This is a genomic window from Shinella sp. M27, from assembly GCF_049199905.1.
Classification (GTDB): Bacteria; Pseudomonadota; Alphaproteobacteria; order Rhizobiales; family Rhizobiaceae; genus Shinella.
On record NZ_JBLZPK010000003.1, the window covers coordinates 93,084 to 110,976 of the forward strand.

Genomic DNA, 17,893 nt, shown 5'->3' on the forward strand with positions numbered 1-17,893 from the left:
GTCTCGCGACGGTGCCTGACCAGCCTCCGGTCTTCATCAAGCACCGGCATGATGACATGGCGGACTTCATCGCGCCGGAGCGCGTCGCCGAAGCCAGCCGGAAGGCTGGAGAAATCGGGATCGCACCACGGTTGCTGCATGCTGATACCGCGCGGGGTGTTCTCGTCTTCGAGGCGCTGGGCGAGGAATGGGCATGGGGTCATGCCGACGTGCTCCGCCGCCCCGCCGTACTCGAAAACCTGCTCGCTGCCAAACGTCGCTTCCAGACCGCAGCGCCGCTAGCGGAGGAGCGTAGCGTATTCGATCTTGTCGCGGCGTATAGAGGGCTTGCCGAAGGGGCTGGCGCCATCCTGCCCGCGCCGGTGGGAACTGTGGCAGCGGCGGTCGGGCGGATTGGTGCCGCAATTGCCGCGGCAGGCGTCGATCGTGTTGCTTGCCATGCCGATGGTGCATCGTCGAATGTCATGGTCGGGCCGGCAAACGCTGTCCGACTGGTCGATTTCGAATGGGCGAGACAGGCGGATCCCGCGCATGATCTCGGAACGGTGCTGGCCGAACTGCTTCCCTTCGATGGCGACGCCTTGCTCGCAATCGAGATCGCTACTGGTCGGCCGGATGCGCGGACCCTTGCCCGTGCGCGGCTCTACGGTGCGGCTGATGATCTGATGTGGGCGCTGTGGGGCTTCATCAGCGCGGCGCGCTCGCCGCGAAAACACGTGGAATTCTTCAAATACGCCGAATGGCGGCTGCTTCGGGCGCGGACCGTGATCGAGGGGCCGCGCTTCGAGACATGGCTGAAACAGGTCTGACGGAGGGGCGAATGCGACGCAGTTTGGGTGAAGGCGTATCTCCCGGCGAGCAGGCGATCGAGGCTGCTATCCTTGCTGTGGCGGACTGGCGGGAGCGCCCGATTTTCTACGAGTCGGTGCCGGGAGGCATCAGCAATCCGAACTGGCGGGTGCATGTCGAAGGGGCGCCGCACAGTTTCTTCATCAAGATTCCGGGCGAAGGCACGGAAATGTTCATCGATCGCCGCACGGCCAACGAGGCCGGCCGCAAGGCGCATGCTGCGGGTGTCGGCGCGCGCATCATCGACTTCTTTCCGGAAACGGGTGTGGAGGTCAGCGAGTTCGTCGAGGGGCTGCGCACCTCCACCAATGCCGATTTCCTCGACCCGGTCGTGCGTTTCAACGGTCTGCGCGCCTTGAAGGCGTTCAACGACAGTACACCGCTCTCCCAGCGCAAGACGACATTCGACATGATTGACGAGCATTTCGATCAGGCTCTGGTGCTCGGCGGCGAGTTTCCGGAGGACTTCGGCTGGCTGAACGCACGCTACCGGGAGGCGCGGCAGGCCCTGGAGGCATCCGGTCTCGACCTCGCACCTTGCATGAACGACACGCTCGCCGGAAATTTCCTGCTGCATGCCGATCAGCGGGTCATGCTGGTCGATTTCGAATATGCCTCGACCAATGACCGCGCGGCCGAGCTTGCTTTGTGGTTCAGCGAGATGTGTTTCTCGCCGGAGGTGGAGGCGGAGATGATCGAGGAATATTACGGCCGTTTCGATCCGGCGCTTCTTGCGCGTGTCTCCCTGTTCAAGGCGTTGGTCGATCTCAAATGGTCGACCTGGGCCATGGTGCAGAACCGGATCTCCCGTCTCGACTTCGATTTCTTCAAATACGGCTTCTGGAAGCACATGCGGGCGCGCTTCGTGATGAGCGATCCGCGCTGGGCAGAATGGCTGAAGGCGGTTTGAGGAAGGCAATGCAATGATATCAGTTGACTTCATGCACAGGCCCGCCGCGGTGGCGGCGCGCGAGGCTTTGCCGCGGTTCCGGCAGGCCGGTCTGGTTTCCAACAAGCTTGCGGAGGGGTTCGATCCCGTGACGGAAGCTGATCGGGAAACGGAAAACGCGATCCGTGCGCTGACCCGGGCCGAGTTCCCGGGTCATGGCATCCTTGGCGAGGAGTTCGGTGCAGAAGGTTCGCAGAAGCGGTTTGTCTGGGTTATCGACACAATCGATGGAACCCGCTCCTTCATTTCCGGGATTCCGCTCTGGTGTACGCGTGTTGGTTTGACGGAACACGGCAATGCCGTCGCCGGCATGATGGTGCAGCCTTTTATCGGCGAGTTGTTCTATGCGGCCGGGCAGGGTTCTCACTACGAAGGGCCGCATGGCGGCAACCGGCTTGCGACGCGAGCAACGAAAGATCTAGCCGATGCCACGCTTTGCACGACCACGCCCGCGATTTTCGATCCGGCCCAGCGGGCTGCTTTCGACCGGCTGGAACAGCGGATTCGCCTGTCGCGCTACGGCACGGATTGTTACGCCTATTGAATGCTAGCCGCTGGCCAAATCGACCTTGTCGTTGAGGCTGGTCTGCAACCCTATGACATTGTTGCCCTCATTCCGATCATCGAACAGGCCGGCGGTGTGGTGACGGATTGGCGCGGCGGGCCAGCGGAAAGCGGTGGCGCCATTGTCGCGGCAGCGACGGCCGAACTGCATGCACAGACGCTGGCAGCCCTGGCGACGGCTTGACTTCCCCTGCAGAGCGTCCCTTGTCTCTGCGGCTTGGCCGGCGCCACGGGCGCCGGTCTTTTTTTGCTCGCTCGGCCGATGATTGCCGACGTCCTCAATTTCCAACATGCCCCAGGTAAACGAGGAAGCATAGATGGATGCCCGTCGTCACAACGATATCAAAGCAAAGTCCCAGGGGTTCCCAGACTGACCGAAACCGTTTCCGCAATCATGATGTGAGCATTGCAAGCCCATAAAACACTCCGGTGCGGGGTCGTCAGTTCACATCCTTTTAAGGCGAAGTAAGTGCACGGCTTTGGCAGCTTTGCGCCTCCACTCCGGCCGTTCACGCGGGCCGCAAATTTCTCCAAAGCAGCCGCTCGGCCTGTTTGGGCGTCAAGGCGACGCTTAATGGGAGTTTTCAGACGGTCTACCCCCGTTGCACGAATTCGTTTATCTATCGTTTTCATCAATTCGCCACGAGGCTGTGATATCGATCTGGTAGGGCGACGGCGTAACGTTCGGGGCCGATTTCCGCGAAGAAATCACGCGCCAGCTCGGTAAATCGGCGGAGGAAGACCGGCTTTGCGCCTCCGTATCGATCCGCGATCATCAGGCGTGGCGTCGGCAGGATTTCAATCAGGGGCCGGCGTACGAGCCGGTCGCTGTCTGGACTTCCAAGCCCGATTGGGCGCATATTGAGGATCGACATGCCAAAGCCTGATGCCACGGCGGCGCGAACGGTGTCGTAGCCGCGGGTGCGAAACGAGATTCGCGGTCTCTGGCCTGCGAGATCGAAAAGCGTCACGAGATATCCGGAGGTCTGCGGAAGGTCGAGCAGCACCAGGGGGCGCGTCACCAGTTCGGCGAGGTTGAGGCATTCCTTTTGGGCAAGGGGGTCGTCGGCATGAAGCAGGGCGTGCGCCGGCACATGGGCGAGGGTGACCGCATCCGCGGGGAGGCCGGGGCCGATATCGTAGGCGACGATCGCATCGACCATGTTCGTTTCAAGCCAGGTCAGGAGCTGCGGCTGCTCGCCCTCGAAGAGCTGGATTTCCGTATCGTACCCCGCGACGAACCGATGCAGGAGCTCCGGCATGAACAAGGCGCCAAAAGGCTCGAAACAGCCGATCTTCAGGACCGGCGGCATGCCGGATGTGTATTTGTCCATCGTGCGCTCAAATTCGGCCTCGGCGGAGAGCAGGCGCCGGGCTGACGCGATGAAACGCTCACCGGCCGGCGTGAGCGTGACGCCCTTGGAGGGGCGGCGTTCGAAGAGCCCCGAGCCCATCTCGCCTTCCGCCTGGCCCACGGCAGCCAGAATGGATGATTGCGCAATGCGGCAGGCGCGCGCCGCAGCCGATATCGATCCCGTCTCCGCGACAAGCACGAGATAACGAAGCTGTCGAAGGGTCAGGTTCATTCATCCATTCCATGTAGCAATCAGCATCATATTTTGCATTTTATAGACTGCACTATTTCGGCCATGCTGTCTTCACTGGTTTTCAGGAGGGAAGACGCCGTTGAACAGCAGCCGCCAGTCCATATCGCCAATCTCCGATGCGCCGGACCTCTGCCGCGTGGATGTCGCCGCCCTGACCGCCGCCTTCGGGGCCGGTACGCTTTCGCCGGTGGAGGTCGCCCGCGCGGCCCTTGCTCGAGCCGAGGACGTCCAGCGGCGTTTCAATGCCTTCACCCTAATCGATCATGCGGGCGCGCTGGAGGCCGCCCGCGCGGCCGAAACCCGTTGGCGGGTCGGCGCGGCGCTTTCTGCCATCGATGGCGTGCCCACCACGCTCAAGGACATCGTGTATGTCGAGGGGTGGTCGGTGCGGTACGGAAGCCGGGCAACCGATGCCGCGCCGATGACCAGAGATGCGCCGTGCGTTGCGGGCATGCGTGCGGCCGGGGCCGTCTTCATCGGCCAGACCACGACGCCGGAATTCGGCTGGAAGGCCGTGACCGACAGCCCGGCCTTTGGGATCACGCGGAATCCCTGGAATCCTGAGCGGACGCCCGGCGGTTCCTCCGGTGGCGCGGCTGTTGCGTCTGCGACCGGCGCTGGCGTCCTCCACCTCGGCACGGATGGCGGCGGATCGATCCGGGTGCCGGCGGCCTTCACCGGAACCTTCGGCCTGAAGCCGACCTTCGGCCGTGTCCCGGCCGATCCGCCAAGCGTCTTCGGAACGGTCGCCCATATCGGTCCGATGACCCGCAGCCCGGCGGATGCGCGGGCGATGCTGTCCGCCATGGCGGGACGAAACCTGCGGGACTGGAGCCAGCCCTGGGGCGAGATGCCCTCGCTCGATCCCCGGCCTTTCGGCTGGAAGGGGCGGAAAATTGCTCTTTGGATGACGCCGCCGACGGGATCGCTGGATCCCGCCATCGAACGGGTTGTCCTGGATTCGATCCGGCAGATCGAAGCTGCAGGCGCAATCGTCGAGACGGTTCGGCTGCCAGGCGAAGATCTGCACGAGATGTTCCACGCGCACTGGATGACGGGGGCCGCAACCCGCCTCGCGCAAATTCCGGCCGACATGCATGGGGACCTCGATCCCGGCTTCCTCGAGGCCGCGGCGGAAGGATCGCGCTTCAGCCTGGTCGATTACATTCTCGCCCAGCAGGCTCGCGCCCGCTTTGGTGCGGCGATGGACCGTCTGCTCGCAGACTATGATCTGCTTCTTTCCCCCACCACCGCCTGCCTGCCCTTTGCGGCCGGGCGGGAGGTGCCGGAGGGTTCCGGCCTGTCGCGGTGGACCGAATGGGCAGGTTTCAGCTACCCGATCAACCTGTCGCAGCAGCCGGCCTGCACCCTTTCCTGTGGAATGGCCGAAGGACTGCCGATCGGCCTGCAGATCGTCGGCCCACGCGGTGGAGACGGCTTCGTGCTCGATGCCGCCGAGGCGGCCGGCCGCTTGATGGGGGGAGAGTGATGCCGGATATCGTCTCACTTTCCCTCAATGCGCTGACGCTGATGAGCATCCTGATGCTCGTCGCCTTGGGGCTTGCGATCATCTACGGCCTGATGGGCATCATCAATCTCAGCCACGGCGAGTTCGTGACCATCGGGGCCTATACGCTGTTCACGGTACAGGCGGCCGGCGGCTCTTTCTGGCTGGCGCTCATCGTTGCGCCGGTTGTCGGCTATCTTCTCGGCACGGTCCTTGAGGTTACGGTGATCCGGCGCCTCTACGATAGACCCATCTCCACAATTCTCGCCACCTGGGGGCTGAGCCTCATCCTGCAGCAGGCGATCATCCTGATCTATGGCGCCGCACCCCGGCCGGTGACCGCGCCGTTCGAGGCCTCGGTGCAAATACTCGGCACCACCTATCCGGCCTACCGGCTCTTCCTCATCGTCTTCGCCTTTGCGGTCATGGCGGGCTGTGTGCTGGCCTTCCGGAAGACCCCCTTCGGCCTTGATGTCCGCGCGGTGATCCAGAATGCGGGCATGGCGCGGGCGCTTGGCGTGAATGCCGAGAGGGTCTATCGCCGAGCCTTTGCAAGCGGAGCGGCGCTTGCGGCCCTTGCCGGCGTCCTCATCGCCCCGCTCGTCGCGGTGACGGCGCTGATGGGCGTCAACTATCTTGCACGGTCCTTCTTCGTCGTCCTTGTCGGCGGCGCGGGTTCCATCCCCGGCGTCGTCGCCGGGTCGGCCTTCGTGGGAGGGCTGGAATCGCTGCTTTCCACCACCGTACCGATCACCGTGGCGCAGGCCAGCGTGCTGATCCTTGCGGTCGTCATCGTGCGGTTCCGTCCGCAGGGGCTGGTGCCGGGATGACACAACGCGACAAGACCTGGCTTTTCATCACCCTCGCCATCATGGCGGCGCTCGCGGCCTACCCGGCATTCGGTTCGTTTTCCGGGGTCTCCGGCCTTCGCGACATATTGCTTTTCGCGCTCTTTGCCGTCTCGCTCGATCTTTTCTGGGGGCGTACCGGCGTCCTCTCCTTCGGCCACGCCACCTTCTTCGGTGCGGGCGCGTACGGTATGGCGATAATGACGATCCACGTGGCGCCAGGCGCGGCCTGGGGCAGTCTTGCGGGGCTTGCCTTCGGTGTCGGCCTTGCCGGCATGATCGCGCTCGCCGTCGGCTATTTCGTCATCTTCGGCGGGGTGCGCGGAGCCTATTTCACCATCGTCACGCTGGCCTTGACCCTGATCGCACAGCAGATCGCCATCGGCTGGTCCTCCATCACCGGCGGCGATGCCGGTCTGATCGGCGTGCCACCGCTCACCATCGGCATCCCGATCACCGGCAAGGTCTTCTACTATCTCGTGGTTGCCGTGCTGTTCGGTATCGTGCTTACCCTTTGGGCGGGGCTGCGCGGCCGGAGGGGGCTCGTTCTGAGAGCAATCGAGGATGACGAGCGCAAGGCCCAGACGCTTGGCTACAACACGTCGCTTCACCTGCTCGTGGTCTTCGTCCTGTCTGGGCTGATCGCGGGGCTTGCAGGCGCGCTCTATGTCACGGGAACCGGCTTCGTCGCTCCGGACATGATCGCCCTTCTTCTCTCGACCGAGGTCATCATGTGGGTCGCGGTCGGCGGTCGCGGTTCCCTCATCGGCGCCGTCGCCGGAACGATGATCGTCTGGCGGCTGCAGCAGGAGGTCTCCACGCTCAGCGCGTCGGCCTGGCCGCTGTTCATCGGCGCGTTCTTCCTCGCCATGGTGTTCTTCTTCCCCGATGGCCTGCCCGCTGCCGCGCAGAAACTCTGGACGCGCTGGAAGACAATGAAGGAAGGGAGGGCGGTATGATGGTCGGCGGAGAATTGCGAACCGAAGGTCTCGGCCGCCACTTCGGCGGGCTGGTCGCGGTCGAAGGTGTCAGCGTAACCTTTGCCGCAGGAGAGGTCTCCTGCGTGATCGGACCCAACGGAGCCGGAAAATCCACCCTGCTCAACATGATATGCGGTGCGATCGCGCCGAGTTCCGGCTGCATCCTGTTCGATGGCAAGCCGATCGATCGGCTCTCGCGCCATGCGATCGCCCGCGCCGGCATCGCCCGCAAGTTCCAGGTTCCGTCGGTCTTTGGTTCTTTGACGGTCGCGGAAAACCTGGCTGTGGCTGGCGGTGGCGACACGGAAGAAGTGATGGCGCGCACCGGGCTTGCCGCCGAGCGCGATATCCGCGCCGAGGTGCTGGCCCACGGCAAGAAGCAATGGCTGGAAATCGCCATGGGGCTGATCCGCAAGCCGCGCCTGCTGCTGCTCGACGAGCCGACGGCGGGTCTTTCGCCGGAGGAGACCCAGGCCGTGGCCGACCTCCTCCTGTCGCTTCGCGGCACATGCACGGTGGTGGTGATCGACCATGACATGCATTTCGTGCGGGCGCTTTCCGCCCGGACCGTGGTGATGCATCAGGGCCGGCTCGTCGCGGAAGGCGATTTTGCGACAATCGAGCGCGACCCGATGGTGCGCGATATCTATCTGGGGCGTGCGTGATGCTGGATGTGAACGATCTGCGCGCAGGCTACGGCAGCACCGAGGTTCTGCAAGGTGTCACCCTGTCGGTCCGAAAGGGCGAGGTCGTATCGATCCTCGGCCGCAACGGCGTCGGCAAGACGACCCTGATGAAGGCCTTGATCGGCCTCAACCGGCCCTGGGCGGGACAGGTTGCGCTTAGCGGCAGCGCCGTTGCCGGCTTGCCGCCGGAAAAGATCGCGCGGTCCGGCCTTGCCTATGTGCCACAGGGTCGCGGCATCTTCCACAAGCTCTCGGTGATAGACAACCTGACGATGGGTACGCGTGCCCGCCGGGACCGCAGTGCGACGGTGCCGGCCGAGATCTTCGAGATGTTCCCTATCCTTGCCGAGCGCCGCAACCAGCTGGGCGGCACGCTTTCGGGCGGGCAGCAGCAGCAGCTGGCGCTTGGCCGGGCGCTCGCCGCCGCGCCGGATTTCCTGCTTCTGGACGAGCCGTCCGAGGGTATCCAGCCGAACATCGTTCAGATGATCGGCGATATCTTGCGCAAGCTCGCGGCCGAAAAGGGTCTGGGCGTGCTTCTGGTGGAACAGAACCTCGATCTCGGCCTCTCGGCGGCCGACCGGGTGCTGTTCATGGAGAAGGGGCGCATCGTGCACGAAAGCGCACCGCAGACGCTCGAAGAGGAGACGCTTCACCGGTATCTGGCCATCTGAAGACGCCCGGGTGGCCGGGATTGCATCAAGGCGAACCAAAAGGGGAACTACAATGACGCTTATCACCCGCCGCCGCGCGCTCCAGGGCCTTGCCGGCATCGCCGCCGCCTCGGCGCTCGGAGCACCGTCCATCCTGCGCGCTGCCGACACGATCAAGCTCGGCTTCCTGTCGGGTCTCACCGGCCTTGAAACCATTCTCGGTGAAACGCAGCTCCACTGCTTCGAGCTCGCGGTGGAAGAACTGAACGCGGCCAACGGCATTGGCGGCCGCAAGATCGAATATGTCGTCGAGGACGACCAGACCACCACCCGCGGCGCGATCGAGAAGGCGCGCAAGCTGGTGTTCGAGGACGAAGTCGCCGCGACCATGGGCATGATCGCCTCGCTGGAGCATGTCGCCGCCCGCTCGGTCACCAGCCCGGCGAACCATATTCTGATGTACTCGACCTATTACGAGGGCGGCGTCTGCGACCGGAGCTTCTTCTCGACGGGCCAGGTGCCGAACCAGCAGATCGTGCCGTCGCTCGGCTGGCTGACAAAGAATACCGGCAAGACGGTCTATGTCATCGGTTCCGACTACATCTGGCCGCGCAATTCGGCCGAGGTCATCAAGACGGAGATCGAAAAGCTCGGCGGCAAGCTGCTCGGCGCCGAGTTCGCACCGTTCGGCACGCAGGACTTCGCACCGATCTTCGACCGCGCGCGGGCGGCCAACCCCGATTTTATCTGGATGATGGTGGCGGGCGCGGATGTCATCACGGCCCTGAAGCAATACCAGTCCTTCGGCTTCAAGCAGCAGCTCTTTTCCAATGCGCTGGACGAGCTGTTCTCCTTCGCCCACCCGGAATTGACGGCGGGCGCGCTTTCCAACCAGGCCTATTTCATGAAGCTCGACACGCCGCGCAACAAGATCTTCACCGAGGCCTTCGCCAAGAAATACGGTGCCGACAAGCCGATCAACGCCATCGGCGAGGCGGCCTATGACGGTGTATACCTTTATGCCGCCGCCGTGGAGAAGGCCGGATCGACGGACAGCGAGGCCGTGATCAAGGCGCTGCGCGAGGTGGAGTTCGACGCCCCGCAGGGTAAGGTGAATTTCGCCGCCAACAACTGCCTGCGCGCAAATTCCATCCTCGCCCGCGGCACGCCTGACGGCCATTGGGAAACCGTCGAGAATTTTGGCCAGATCGACCCGGATGTACCCGGATGCACCCTGAATTGAACGACATCCTCACCTCGGCGAAGGCGGCAAGGGCCGCCTTCCTGTCCGGCGCGGCAAGTGCCGAGGAGATCGCCCGGGCGATGCTAGCGGGCATCGTCCGGGAGAATCCCCGGATCAACGCCTATCGCGAGACATTGGAAGCCACGGCGCTCGCCGAGGCTCGCGCTGCCGATGCTGCAAGGGCGGCAGGCCGCGACGCGGGGCCGCTTGCAGGGCTCTGCGTGGCGGTGAAGGAAAACATCGACACGGTGCCGGCGCATGCAAGCGCCGGCATGCGCTTCCTGCGGAACCGGAAAGCATCGGCGGATAGCTGGGTCGCCGGGCGGCTGCGCGTGCTTGGCGCGACGATTGTCGGCACCACGATCAGCGACCCCGGCGCCTTCGGGGTGCGGACCGCCGAGGTGGTGCACCCGGTCGATCCCGGTCTCTCCGTCGGCGGCTCGTCGGGCGGTTCCGCTGCGGCGCTGGCGGCGGGGCTTTGCCATGCGGCAATCGGTACCGATACCGGTGGATCGATCCGCATCCCTGCCGCGCTGTGTGGCGTCGCGGGTTTGAAACCGAGTTTCGGCCGGTGGTCTCTGGCAGGTGTCTGGCCCCTCGTGCCGTCGCTGGATCATGTCGGTCCGATGGCCCGCACGCGTGAGGATCTATCGCTGGTGGCCAACGCGCTTGCGCCCGACCTGTCGCCCAGCCCTGCGGCACGGCATGTCGTCTTCGATCCCGATTGGATTGCGGAATGCGTGCAAGACGTACAAGAAACGTTTGCTCAAACGCTGAAAGCGTTGGAACGCGCCGGCATCACGCTGTCTGAAACCCGCCTCCCTGCGCTCGATCGGGTGAGCGGCGTTCACAGCACGATCTTCTGCGTCGAGACGGCCGCCTTCTACCGCGGCTTCGTCGTCCCCGGCGCCGAATTGCCGCGAGAGGGACGGGGTGCCGTCGATCATGCTGAATCGATCGGCATGTCGGCATACCTTGCCGCCTGCCGCGACCGCCAGCAGATGCGGGCGGCGGTCGATTCGATCCTTGAAGAAGGCGTGGCAATCGTGAGTCCCACGACTGCAATGGCCAAGGCACCGAAAGCCGCGGCAACCCTGGATGTCGGTGGAAAGAAGCGGGATTTCACCTATGGACTGGTCCGGCTGACCTGCCTCTTCGACCATACGGGCCATCCCGCCGCGGCCTTGCCGGCACATGGCGGTAGCTTACAGGTCGTCGCCGCCCGAAATGACGACCATGGAACGCTGGCGCTGCCGCTTGTGTAACGGTACGCGCCTGGAGTTAGCGTGTCGATTACGTGACGCCGGTGCCAATGCGGCCGAATTCATGGTGCATTTCTGCGATCGGTTGCCCGTTCGTATCCCATCAAAGTGTGCTGACCTTCAATATTTCTGCTTTCGAACAATTTTGTTGCCGCGAGGGCCGCTGATGGTCGGTGTTCTATCCCGGTTCTCAAAAACAAGGCTTCGCCACCGTTCAACGCGGTCGGCGGCCAAAGTGCCGCTTTTGACAGAAGCCTGAACTGCGCAGCCCGGTTCATGCACATGGGTACAATTTCGAAATCGGCAAAGCGGCGCCAGTTCCACGATGTCGGCAAAAAGCGTGTCGATGCCATCGGTGACATCGCTGACGTAGAGCGTCCTAATTCCTGGCGTATCGATAACCCAACCGCCACCGGGAATGGCATGCAGGGATCGCGCGGTCGTGGTGTGACGGCCTTGCGCATCATGTTCGCGAATACTGCCGGTTTTCTGCTCCGAGCCATAGGCAGGACCGGTCAGCGTGTTCACCAGCGTCGACTTTCCGACCCCGGATGATCCAACAAGGGCGATCGTTTGGCCAGCACCGCACCAGCGACGCAGAAGAAGGCTTACATCGGTGGAGCGTCCATTCAGTGCAATGACAGGCAGGTCACGCTGTAGAGCCTCGGCCTGCGTCTGGAAAAGGCCAACGTCGTCAGCGGTGTCAGCCTTTGTCAGCACGACGACCGGGTTGCTTCCTGCCTGGTTGGCCATGACGAGATAACGTTCCAGCCGGTCAGTGTTGAAATCGGCATTGCACGATGTCACGATCAACAGTGTATCGACGTTGGCAGCAACGAGTTGCTGGCCACGTCCGACCTCCGGACGTCTCTGAAAAACGGTTTTTCGATCGAACCGGCGAACAAACATGTCAGACGACGGATCGGCTAGTACCCAGTCGCCTACCGCAAAATCCGCCGTGTTGGCATTGGCTGAAAGTTCCAGCTCGACTGGCCCTGCAACACCGATTGCCTCGATGCGTGCCCGGTGGACTGATGCGACACGCCGTGGCACGAGGTCTTCCTCGGCAGGCTTGATCTGATCTGCGAAGAAATCAGACCAACCAAGCAACTCCAGGGATGTGGGAAGAGGTGCGTTTGTCAAATTCCGCTTCGCATTCACTGAGGGAGCTTACTGATGGTTTTCACAGGCCTTCTACCTAGCCGCAGTGCCGTTCTCGCTTTGGCAAAGAGTTCGCGTAAGCAGCAGCCTCGCCGGAATAGGGGAAAGGCTCCCCCAAGTGACTGTCGCCGTCGGAAACCTGGAAGGCAGGCCCATCGATCTCGATGATCTTATACCCATTCACGTATTCAAACTTTGGCGTTTTCCAACCCATAAATACTCTCCAGCTTCGGTCCAATGTTTCCAAACCTGAAGATGATGTCCGACCGTCATTCTCAGCATGCTATTGCTCTAACAGGTATTCGCACAAAAAACGAATTCGTCGCCGCCGGTTCGGTCCCGCTCAAGGCGGCGGACGGAGATTAGCAGATGGGCGGACTGCATTTCCGCTGACAACAGGTGCCAGAGGTTTACATCCCATCAAGAGCTTTGCGGCAACCGAAATTTAGCCAAGCGCTCGCCTCAACGCTCGCGACAAAGAGGCAGCAGATGAAAACCCGCACATCGCCGCGACTTCGGCTTTGGTAAGCCCAGGTTGAAGCAAATGTTCCCGCGCCCGCGCCAACCGCATGTGGAGGTAGCAGCGGCCCGGTGACAGTCCCAGCTCTTCCTCGAAAAGTCGGGCCATGGTGCGCAAGGTTAAGCCCGCGGTAGTGGCAATCTCCGGTAAGGCAAGAGGCCGCTCGATATGGGCCGTCATCTGGTCCAGTGCCTGGCGCAGGCGCGCGTTGGGATGGGATGGAAACGCCCCGAAGGCGGGTTCGGCGGGCCTCGTCATCCGCGGGCCGTTCAGGAACATCGCTGCGGCATCGAAACGCGCGGTCGCTCCGAACCTGCGCGTGATTTCCTGTAAGGCCAATTCCATCGCCGCGGCCGCGCTGCCGCACGTCATCCATCGTCCGTCGACCACAAAAGGCGCGGAGACAACTTGCACGTCGGGGAAGGTTTCGGAAAACTCCGCCAGCAGTTGCCAATGCAACGTCACACGACGGCCATGCAGGTAGCCGGCACGCGCCAGAAGCCACGCTCCGGTATCGGCGGCGATGACGGCACCCGCCTTTCTGGTCAGCCGCAAGGCACGGCGCACGGCGGGATCGTTTGCGTCGCTGCGAAACCGGTCGCCGCCGATCAGTATCAGGAGATCGCAAGAACCCGTCTCCGCAAGCGGCTGCTCCGGCGCCATGGCCAACCCGCTGGACGAACGCACGGCCTCGTCATGAGGTGTCAGCACCGTCCAGGTGATCTCCGCGCCATGTTCGTCGCGGACCACGCGCATGGGTTCGATGAGACAGGCGAGCAGCATATTCGAGAAGGCCTCGAACAACAGAACGTTGATGCGCAGCGACTTCTGTGCGTTTGGCAGATCGTGCTTCATATTTGGCAGATTATGATGCTCGGGATGCAATGATCAAGGTTAGTTTGGCCCAAACCCGTTCTGGAGACCCTCATGACGAACCGCCGTCCGCTCGACCACATCCGCGTTCTGGACTTTGGCCACTACCTTGCCGGACCGATGGTCGGCATGATGCTTGCCGATCTGGGCGCCGAGGTCATCCGCATCGATCCGCCGGGCGGGCCGCGTTGGCACGATCCTGCTTTCGAAATGCTGTCGCGCAGCAAGCGAGCGTTGACCCTCGACCTCAAGACGGAAAACGGTAGTCAAACCGCTTTGGCGATGGTCGCTCGCGCCGATGTCGTCATCGACAATTTTCGGCCGGGCGTTATGGCGCGGCTGGGTCTGGGGCCAGCCGATCTGCGCGCGGCAAATCCTGGCATCATCTCGCTTTCACTGCCCGGCTTTGCCTCAACCGACACCGAGCTTGCGCCACTGGCCGCCTGGGAGGCGGTGATCGCCGCCCGCACGGGGCAGTTCACCGATATGGGGCTGAACCGGCAGTTGATGGGGATCAACCCCTCCTTCACGCCGCTCGGCCTCGCCTCCGCTTATGGCGCAGCGTTTGGTGCCATGTCAGTTCTGTTAGCACTCGGGGCAAAAGACAGGATGGGTGGCGAGCATATCGAGGTGCCGCTGGCCTCGGCCCTGTTCGAGGGACTGGTCTATAATTGCGAGCAGATCGAGGACTACCCGGAGCGCTACAAATCCCCGCGCGAGGTGGAACTGGATCGCCGTCGCGCGGAAAATCTACCGCTGAACCTCAGCTATGCCGATCTTGGTGAGTTCCTAGACCCCTTTTACCGAACCTATCGCTGTGCCGACGGGCGCGGCTTCTATGTAGTGTCCTGCTCCATCGTCACGCATCCGCGGCGGGTCCTGCATGTGCTGGGTCTGGACGACCTTGCCGAGACGCTACCGGATTTCGACGCCTATCTCGACCGGAAGGACTGGCCCGACGACTGGGCGATGCGCAACTACCCCGTTGGGTCGCGCGACCGCAAGCGTGTGGCTGAGGCCATGCAGGCCGCCTTTCTCACACGGCCCTCGTGGGAATGGGAGGAGCTTTTCGGTGCAGGAAAGGCGCCGGCCTCGGCGCAACGCAGCACGCGGGAATGGCTGGATGATCCGCATGCGCGCGCCTCCGGTCTGGTGTTGGAGGTCGACGATCCGCGCCATGGCCCGATGCGGCAATTGGGGAACCTGGCATGGCTGCTGGGCGACGATGGCGCCCTGGAGAAACGGCCCGGGCCAACACCTGACGAGTTCCGCGGCGATCTGCCTCGTCTGATGGCCGAGCCGCCGCGTCCTCACCCGCAAGGCAAGAAAAAGGGCGGGTGGCTTGAGGGCCTGAAGGTCGTTGATCTAACGAATGTGATCGCGGGGCCGACAATCGGGTCGACGCTGGCGCGCTTTGGAGCCAAGGTCACTTCGGTACAGCCAGTCAATCCCTCGGTCGATCCGTGGAATGCGATCGTGTTCGGCTTGCATGCCCACCGTGGCAAGGAGAGCGTGCTTCTCAATCTGGGCAGCGATCAGGGACGTGCGGCTCTGGAACGGCTGATCGTCGATGCACATGTGGTGACGATGAACGGCACAGACCAGCAGCGCGATGACCTGAACCTCTCGCCCGGGAGGTTGGCGGCGCTCAATCCCCAGGCGATCTTGGTGCAACTAGACGCATGGGGCGGACCGCGGCGAGGGCCGAAGTCCGATCATCTGGGCTATGACGATCTTGCCCAAGCGGCGACGGGAGTGATGGTGAGGTTCGGCGGCGGGCTGGATACTCCCGAGGAACACGCCCATTTTGGAACCATCGATGTGCTGACAGGCTATATGGCCTGTGTTGCGCTCGGCGCGGCGCTGGAGCGGCGACGGGTTACCGGCAAGGGCGGTGTCGCCCGCGCCGCGCTGGCCGGCTGCGGCGCGATGATCCAGGCGCAGTTCATGTATGATTTTGACGGCCGTGCGCCGTTTGACGAACCCGCCGGGCGGCAGGCGCGTGGATGGGGGGCGTTTTATCACTGCTATCGCGCCGCCGAAGACTGGATGTTCTTCGCGGCGCCCACCGAAAGGGGCGCGGCACTCGCCCGGGTGCCGGAGCTGGAAGATTTGGCCGGACTTGGCGAAAACGAGCTGATCGAGAGATTGGCGGAACGCTTTGCCTTTCACCCGGTCTCCCATTGGCAAGGACGATTCCGCGAAGGGTCGGCCAGCGTGGTTCCGCTTGGCTCCCTCTCGGGCAATCGCGAGGCCGGTCTGCATCATGAAAGCGAGGGGCCGGCCGACATCCGGCAAGCGACCTATCGCGCGATCCGCCATGACGCCCACCCGATGGGTCGCTGGGTCGATCTGGTCGCACCCAATGCCGTGCGGCCCGAGCACGCGACGATCACGGTTCCCGCAGCAGCCCCGAAGCCTGGCGCACAAACGCGGGCGATCCTGTCGCGTCTCGGCTATAGCGAAGCCGAGATCGCGGCAATGATCGAGGCGGGCGTCGCCGGCGAAAGCTGGTCCGCGCGATATCTTCCGGAGTGATGTGATGACCACCGAAGGCAAAGGCCCCGCCATAACCCCACGGACGCGCGCCCGCGCGCGTCACATCCTTGATCACTACTATATCGGCCCGTCGCGGGACGCCGCAGTGCTGGAAATCTGGGGCTACACCCCTCGCATGACCTATGCGCCCGGCGAGGAAGTCGTCTTGCACGTCTCGACGACGGCAGAGCGCTGGTCCTACGAAGTCGGGCGTGACGGTTCCCGGTATGAGCCGGTCCTTGCCGTCGAGAACCTGCCGGGCCATCACCACGATACGCCGGCCGATTGCTCCGTTACGGGCTGCGGCTGGCCGGAGAGTGCGCGCTTCATCGTGCCGACGGATTGGCGGCCGGGGGGATACCTGATCACCTTCATTGCCGAACGCGATGGCGACTGGGTCGAGGAACACCACCTGATTCTGGTCCGCCGCGCCCCGGACCTTCCCCGCGCCCCCTATCTTCTGGTTTGCGCGACCGGCACATGGCTGGCCTACAACTGCTGGGGCGGGTCCAACCATTACGAAGGCATCACCGGGCCGGAGGGCAACGCCTTTTCCCCGGTTCTATCGACGCAGCGCCCTTGGACGCGTGGATTCTGCAAGCTGCCCGCCGGCGCCCCGCGAGCGCTGCCAGAAGGGCCGCAACGCCCCGACGACATGGTGCGCTATCCCTACATGGAATGGGCCTATGCCTACGGCTATTCCAAGAAATATGCCTCGGCCGGCTGGGCGAGCTATGAACGCCTCTTTGCTCGCTGGGCCGAGAGCGCCGGTTATGATCTCGACTTCGCCACTCTGCATGACCTCGACGCTGACCCGGGCCTTTTAGACGGCCACAGCTGCGTGATCTTCGTGGGGCATGACGAATACTGGAGCGCAGCGATGCGCGATGCCGTCGACGCCTTCGTCGCTGGTGGAGGCAAGGTCGCCCGGTTTGCGGGCAATTTCCTGTGGCAGACCCGGCTGGAAGACGAGGGGCGCCGGCAGATTTGCTATAAATATCTGGCTGAAGATGACCCGCTTTCGGGAACCGAGCAGGCTCATCTGGTCACCGGGGCCTGGGAGGTCGCACCCGTCGATCGGCCCGGCGCGCTGACCTTTGGGGTTAATGCGTTGCGTGGGATCTACACGGGACTCGGGCGATGTGTCGGCCTCGGGTCGGGTGGCTTTACTGTGTATCGATCCGGACATTGGGCCTTTGCCGGAGCCGGACTGGGCTACGGGGACCAGTTGGGCGCCGCCTCGCGTGTTTTCGGCTATGAGGTGGACGGGCTGGACTACCGCATGGACGACGGGTTGCCGTTTCCCACGGGGACTGATGGCGGCTCCCTCGATATCACCATCCTCGCGATGGGCCTTGCGACCAACATCGAAACCGACAATCGGATTTGGGGCGAGACGCAGTATATCGGGGCGTCGGATGCCGCCTTTAAAGCGCAATCCCTCTATGGCGCGGTAACTCCCGAAACTGTGGATGCCAGCGCCCGCGGAAACGGCATGATTGTGCACTGGGCGAAGGAGCGCGGCGAGATATTTACCGCGGCGACCTGTGAGTGGGTGGTGGGTCTCGCGCGTGGTGACATGCAAGTTCACACCGTTACGCGAAACGTGCTCGACCGGTTCGGCGGGCGTTAAGGGGTCATTCGGGGCTTATG

General features: G+C 63.4%; 14 protein-coding genes and 1 pseudogene. 12 read left to right on the forward strand and 3 right to left on the reverse strand.

What is annotated here, in order from left to right; translation table 11 throughout:
• Positions 1-56: 56 nt before the first annotated feature.
• From ACOZK4_RS00880 to hisN, 3 genes and pseudogenes are all read left to right on the forward strand, one after another.
• Entirely contained in the window at positions 57-809 is a 753-nt protein-coding gene (locus ACOZK4_RS00880; RefSeq protein WP_421589921.1) for a phosphotransferase, read from the forward strand.
• An 11-nt stretch (positions 810-820) separates the two neighbouring features.
• Positions 821-1,759, forward strand: coding sequence for a phosphotransferase (locus tag ACOZK4_RS00885; protein WP_421589922.1), 939 nt, complete (start codon positions 821-823; stop codon positions 1,757-1,759).
• Positions 1,760-1,772: 13 nt separating this feature from the next.
• Positions 1,773-2,546: pseudogene (gene hisN / locus ACOZK4_RS00890) on the forward strand (histidinol-phosphatase).
• A 448-nt stretch (positions 2,547-2,994) separates the two neighbouring features.
• Here hisN and ACOZK4_RS00895 read toward each other — a convergent pair.
• The gene (locus ACOZK4_RS00895) at positions 2,995-3,948 is read right to left on the reverse strand and encodes a LysR family transcriptional regulator (RefSeq protein ID WP_421589923.1); all 954 of its coding nucleotides are present in this window, start codon (positions 3,946-3,948) and stop codon (positions 2,995-2,997) included.
• A gap of 100 nt (positions 3,949-4,048) precedes the next feature.
• Between ACOZK4_RS00895 and ACOZK4_RS00900 the strand changes: the two genes are divergently transcribed.
• The 7 genes from ACOZK4_RS00900 to ACOZK4_RS00930 are packed head-to-tail and all read left to right on the forward strand — an operon-like array spanning position 4,049 to position 11,151.
• The gene (locus ACOZK4_RS00900) at positions 4,049-5,458 is read left to right on the forward strand and encodes an amidase (protein WP_421589924.1); all 1,410 of its coding nucleotides are present in this window, start codon (positions 4,049-4,051) and stop codon (positions 5,456-5,458) included.
• Positions 5,458-6,306 (forward strand): branched-chain amino acid ABC transporter permease, encoded by an 849-nt coding sequence (locus tag ACOZK4_RS00905; protein WP_421589925.1) that lies wholly within the window; start codon positions 5,458-5,460, stop codon positions 6,304-6,306. Before ACOZK4_RS00900 ends, ACOZK4_RS00905 begins: the two co-directional genes overlap by 1 nt.
• A complete protein-coding gene (locus ACOZK4_RS00910; protein WP_421589926.1) occupies positions 6,303-7,283 on the forward strand; it encodes a branched-chain amino acid ABC transporter permease in 981 nt (326 codons plus the stop codon). Before ACOZK4_RS00905 ends, ACOZK4_RS00910 begins: the two co-directional genes overlap by 4 nt.
• The gene (locus ACOZK4_RS00915) at positions 7,280-7,969 is read left to right on the forward strand and encodes an ATP-binding cassette domain-containing protein (protein ID WP_421589927.1); all 690 of its coding nucleotides are present in this window, start codon (positions 7,280-7,282) and stop codon (positions 7,967-7,969) included. Before ACOZK4_RS00910 ends, ACOZK4_RS00915 begins: the two co-directional genes overlap by 4 nt.
• Entirely contained in the window at positions 7,969-8,664 is a 696-nt protein-coding gene (urtE, locus tag ACOZK4_RS00920) for an urea ABC transporter ATP-binding subunit UrtE (RefSeq protein ID WP_421589928.1), read from the forward strand. The genes ACOZK4_RS00915 and urtE overlap by 1 nt, the downstream gene beginning before the upstream one ends.
• A 52-nt stretch (positions 8,665-8,716) precedes the next feature.
• The gene (locus tag ACOZK4_RS00925; RefSeq protein WP_421589929.1) at positions 8,717-9,886 is read left to right on the forward strand and encodes a substrate-binding protein; all 1,170 of its coding nucleotides are present in this window, start codon (positions 8,717-8,719) and stop codon (positions 9,884-9,886) included.
• On the forward strand, positions 9,883-11,151 hold the full coding sequence (locus ACOZK4_RS00930) for an amidase (protein WP_421589930.1): 1,269 nt from the start codon (positions 9,883-9,885) through the stop codon (positions 11,149-11,151). The genes ACOZK4_RS00925 and ACOZK4_RS00930 overlap by 4 nt, the downstream gene beginning before the upstream one ends.
• 117 nt (positions 11,152-11,268) lie before the next feature.
• On the opposite strand, the gene rsgA is transcribed toward ACOZK4_RS00930, so the two are convergent.
• Together rsgA and ACOZK4_RS00940 are read right to left on the reverse strand one after the other, a co-directional pair.
• Positions 11,269-12,291: a ribosome small subunit-dependent GTPase A gene (gene rsgA / locus ACOZK4_RS00935; RefSeq protein WP_313524664.1), complete on the reverse strand. Its 1,023-nt coding sequence runs from the start codon at positions 12,289-12,291 to the stop codon at positions 11,269-11,271.
• Positions 12,292-12,754: 463 nt separating this feature from the next.
• Positions 12,755-13,684, reverse strand: coding sequence for a GlxA family transcriptional regulator (locus tag ACOZK4_RS00940; protein ID WP_313524666.1), 930 nt, complete (start codon positions 13,682-13,684; stop codon positions 12,755-12,757).
• Between the two features lie 72 nt (positions 13,685-13,756).
• Here ACOZK4_RS00940 and ACOZK4_RS00945 point away from each other — a divergent pair, with 72 nt between their 5' ends.
• Both ACOZK4_RS00945 and ACOZK4_RS00950 read left to right on the forward strand, forming a co-directional pair.
• Positions 13,757-16,240 (forward strand): CoA transferase, encoded by a 2,484-nt coding sequence (locus tag ACOZK4_RS00945; protein ID WP_421589931.1) that lies wholly within the window; start codon positions 13,757-13,759, stop codon positions 16,238-16,240.
• 4 nt (positions 16,241-16,244) lie between these two features.
• Entirely contained in the window at positions 16,245-17,873 is a 1,629-nt protein-coding gene (locus ACOZK4_RS00950; protein ID WP_421589932.1) for a N,N-dimethylformamidase beta subunit family domain-containing protein, read from the forward strand.
• Positions 17,874-17,893 lie beyond the last annotated feature (20 nt).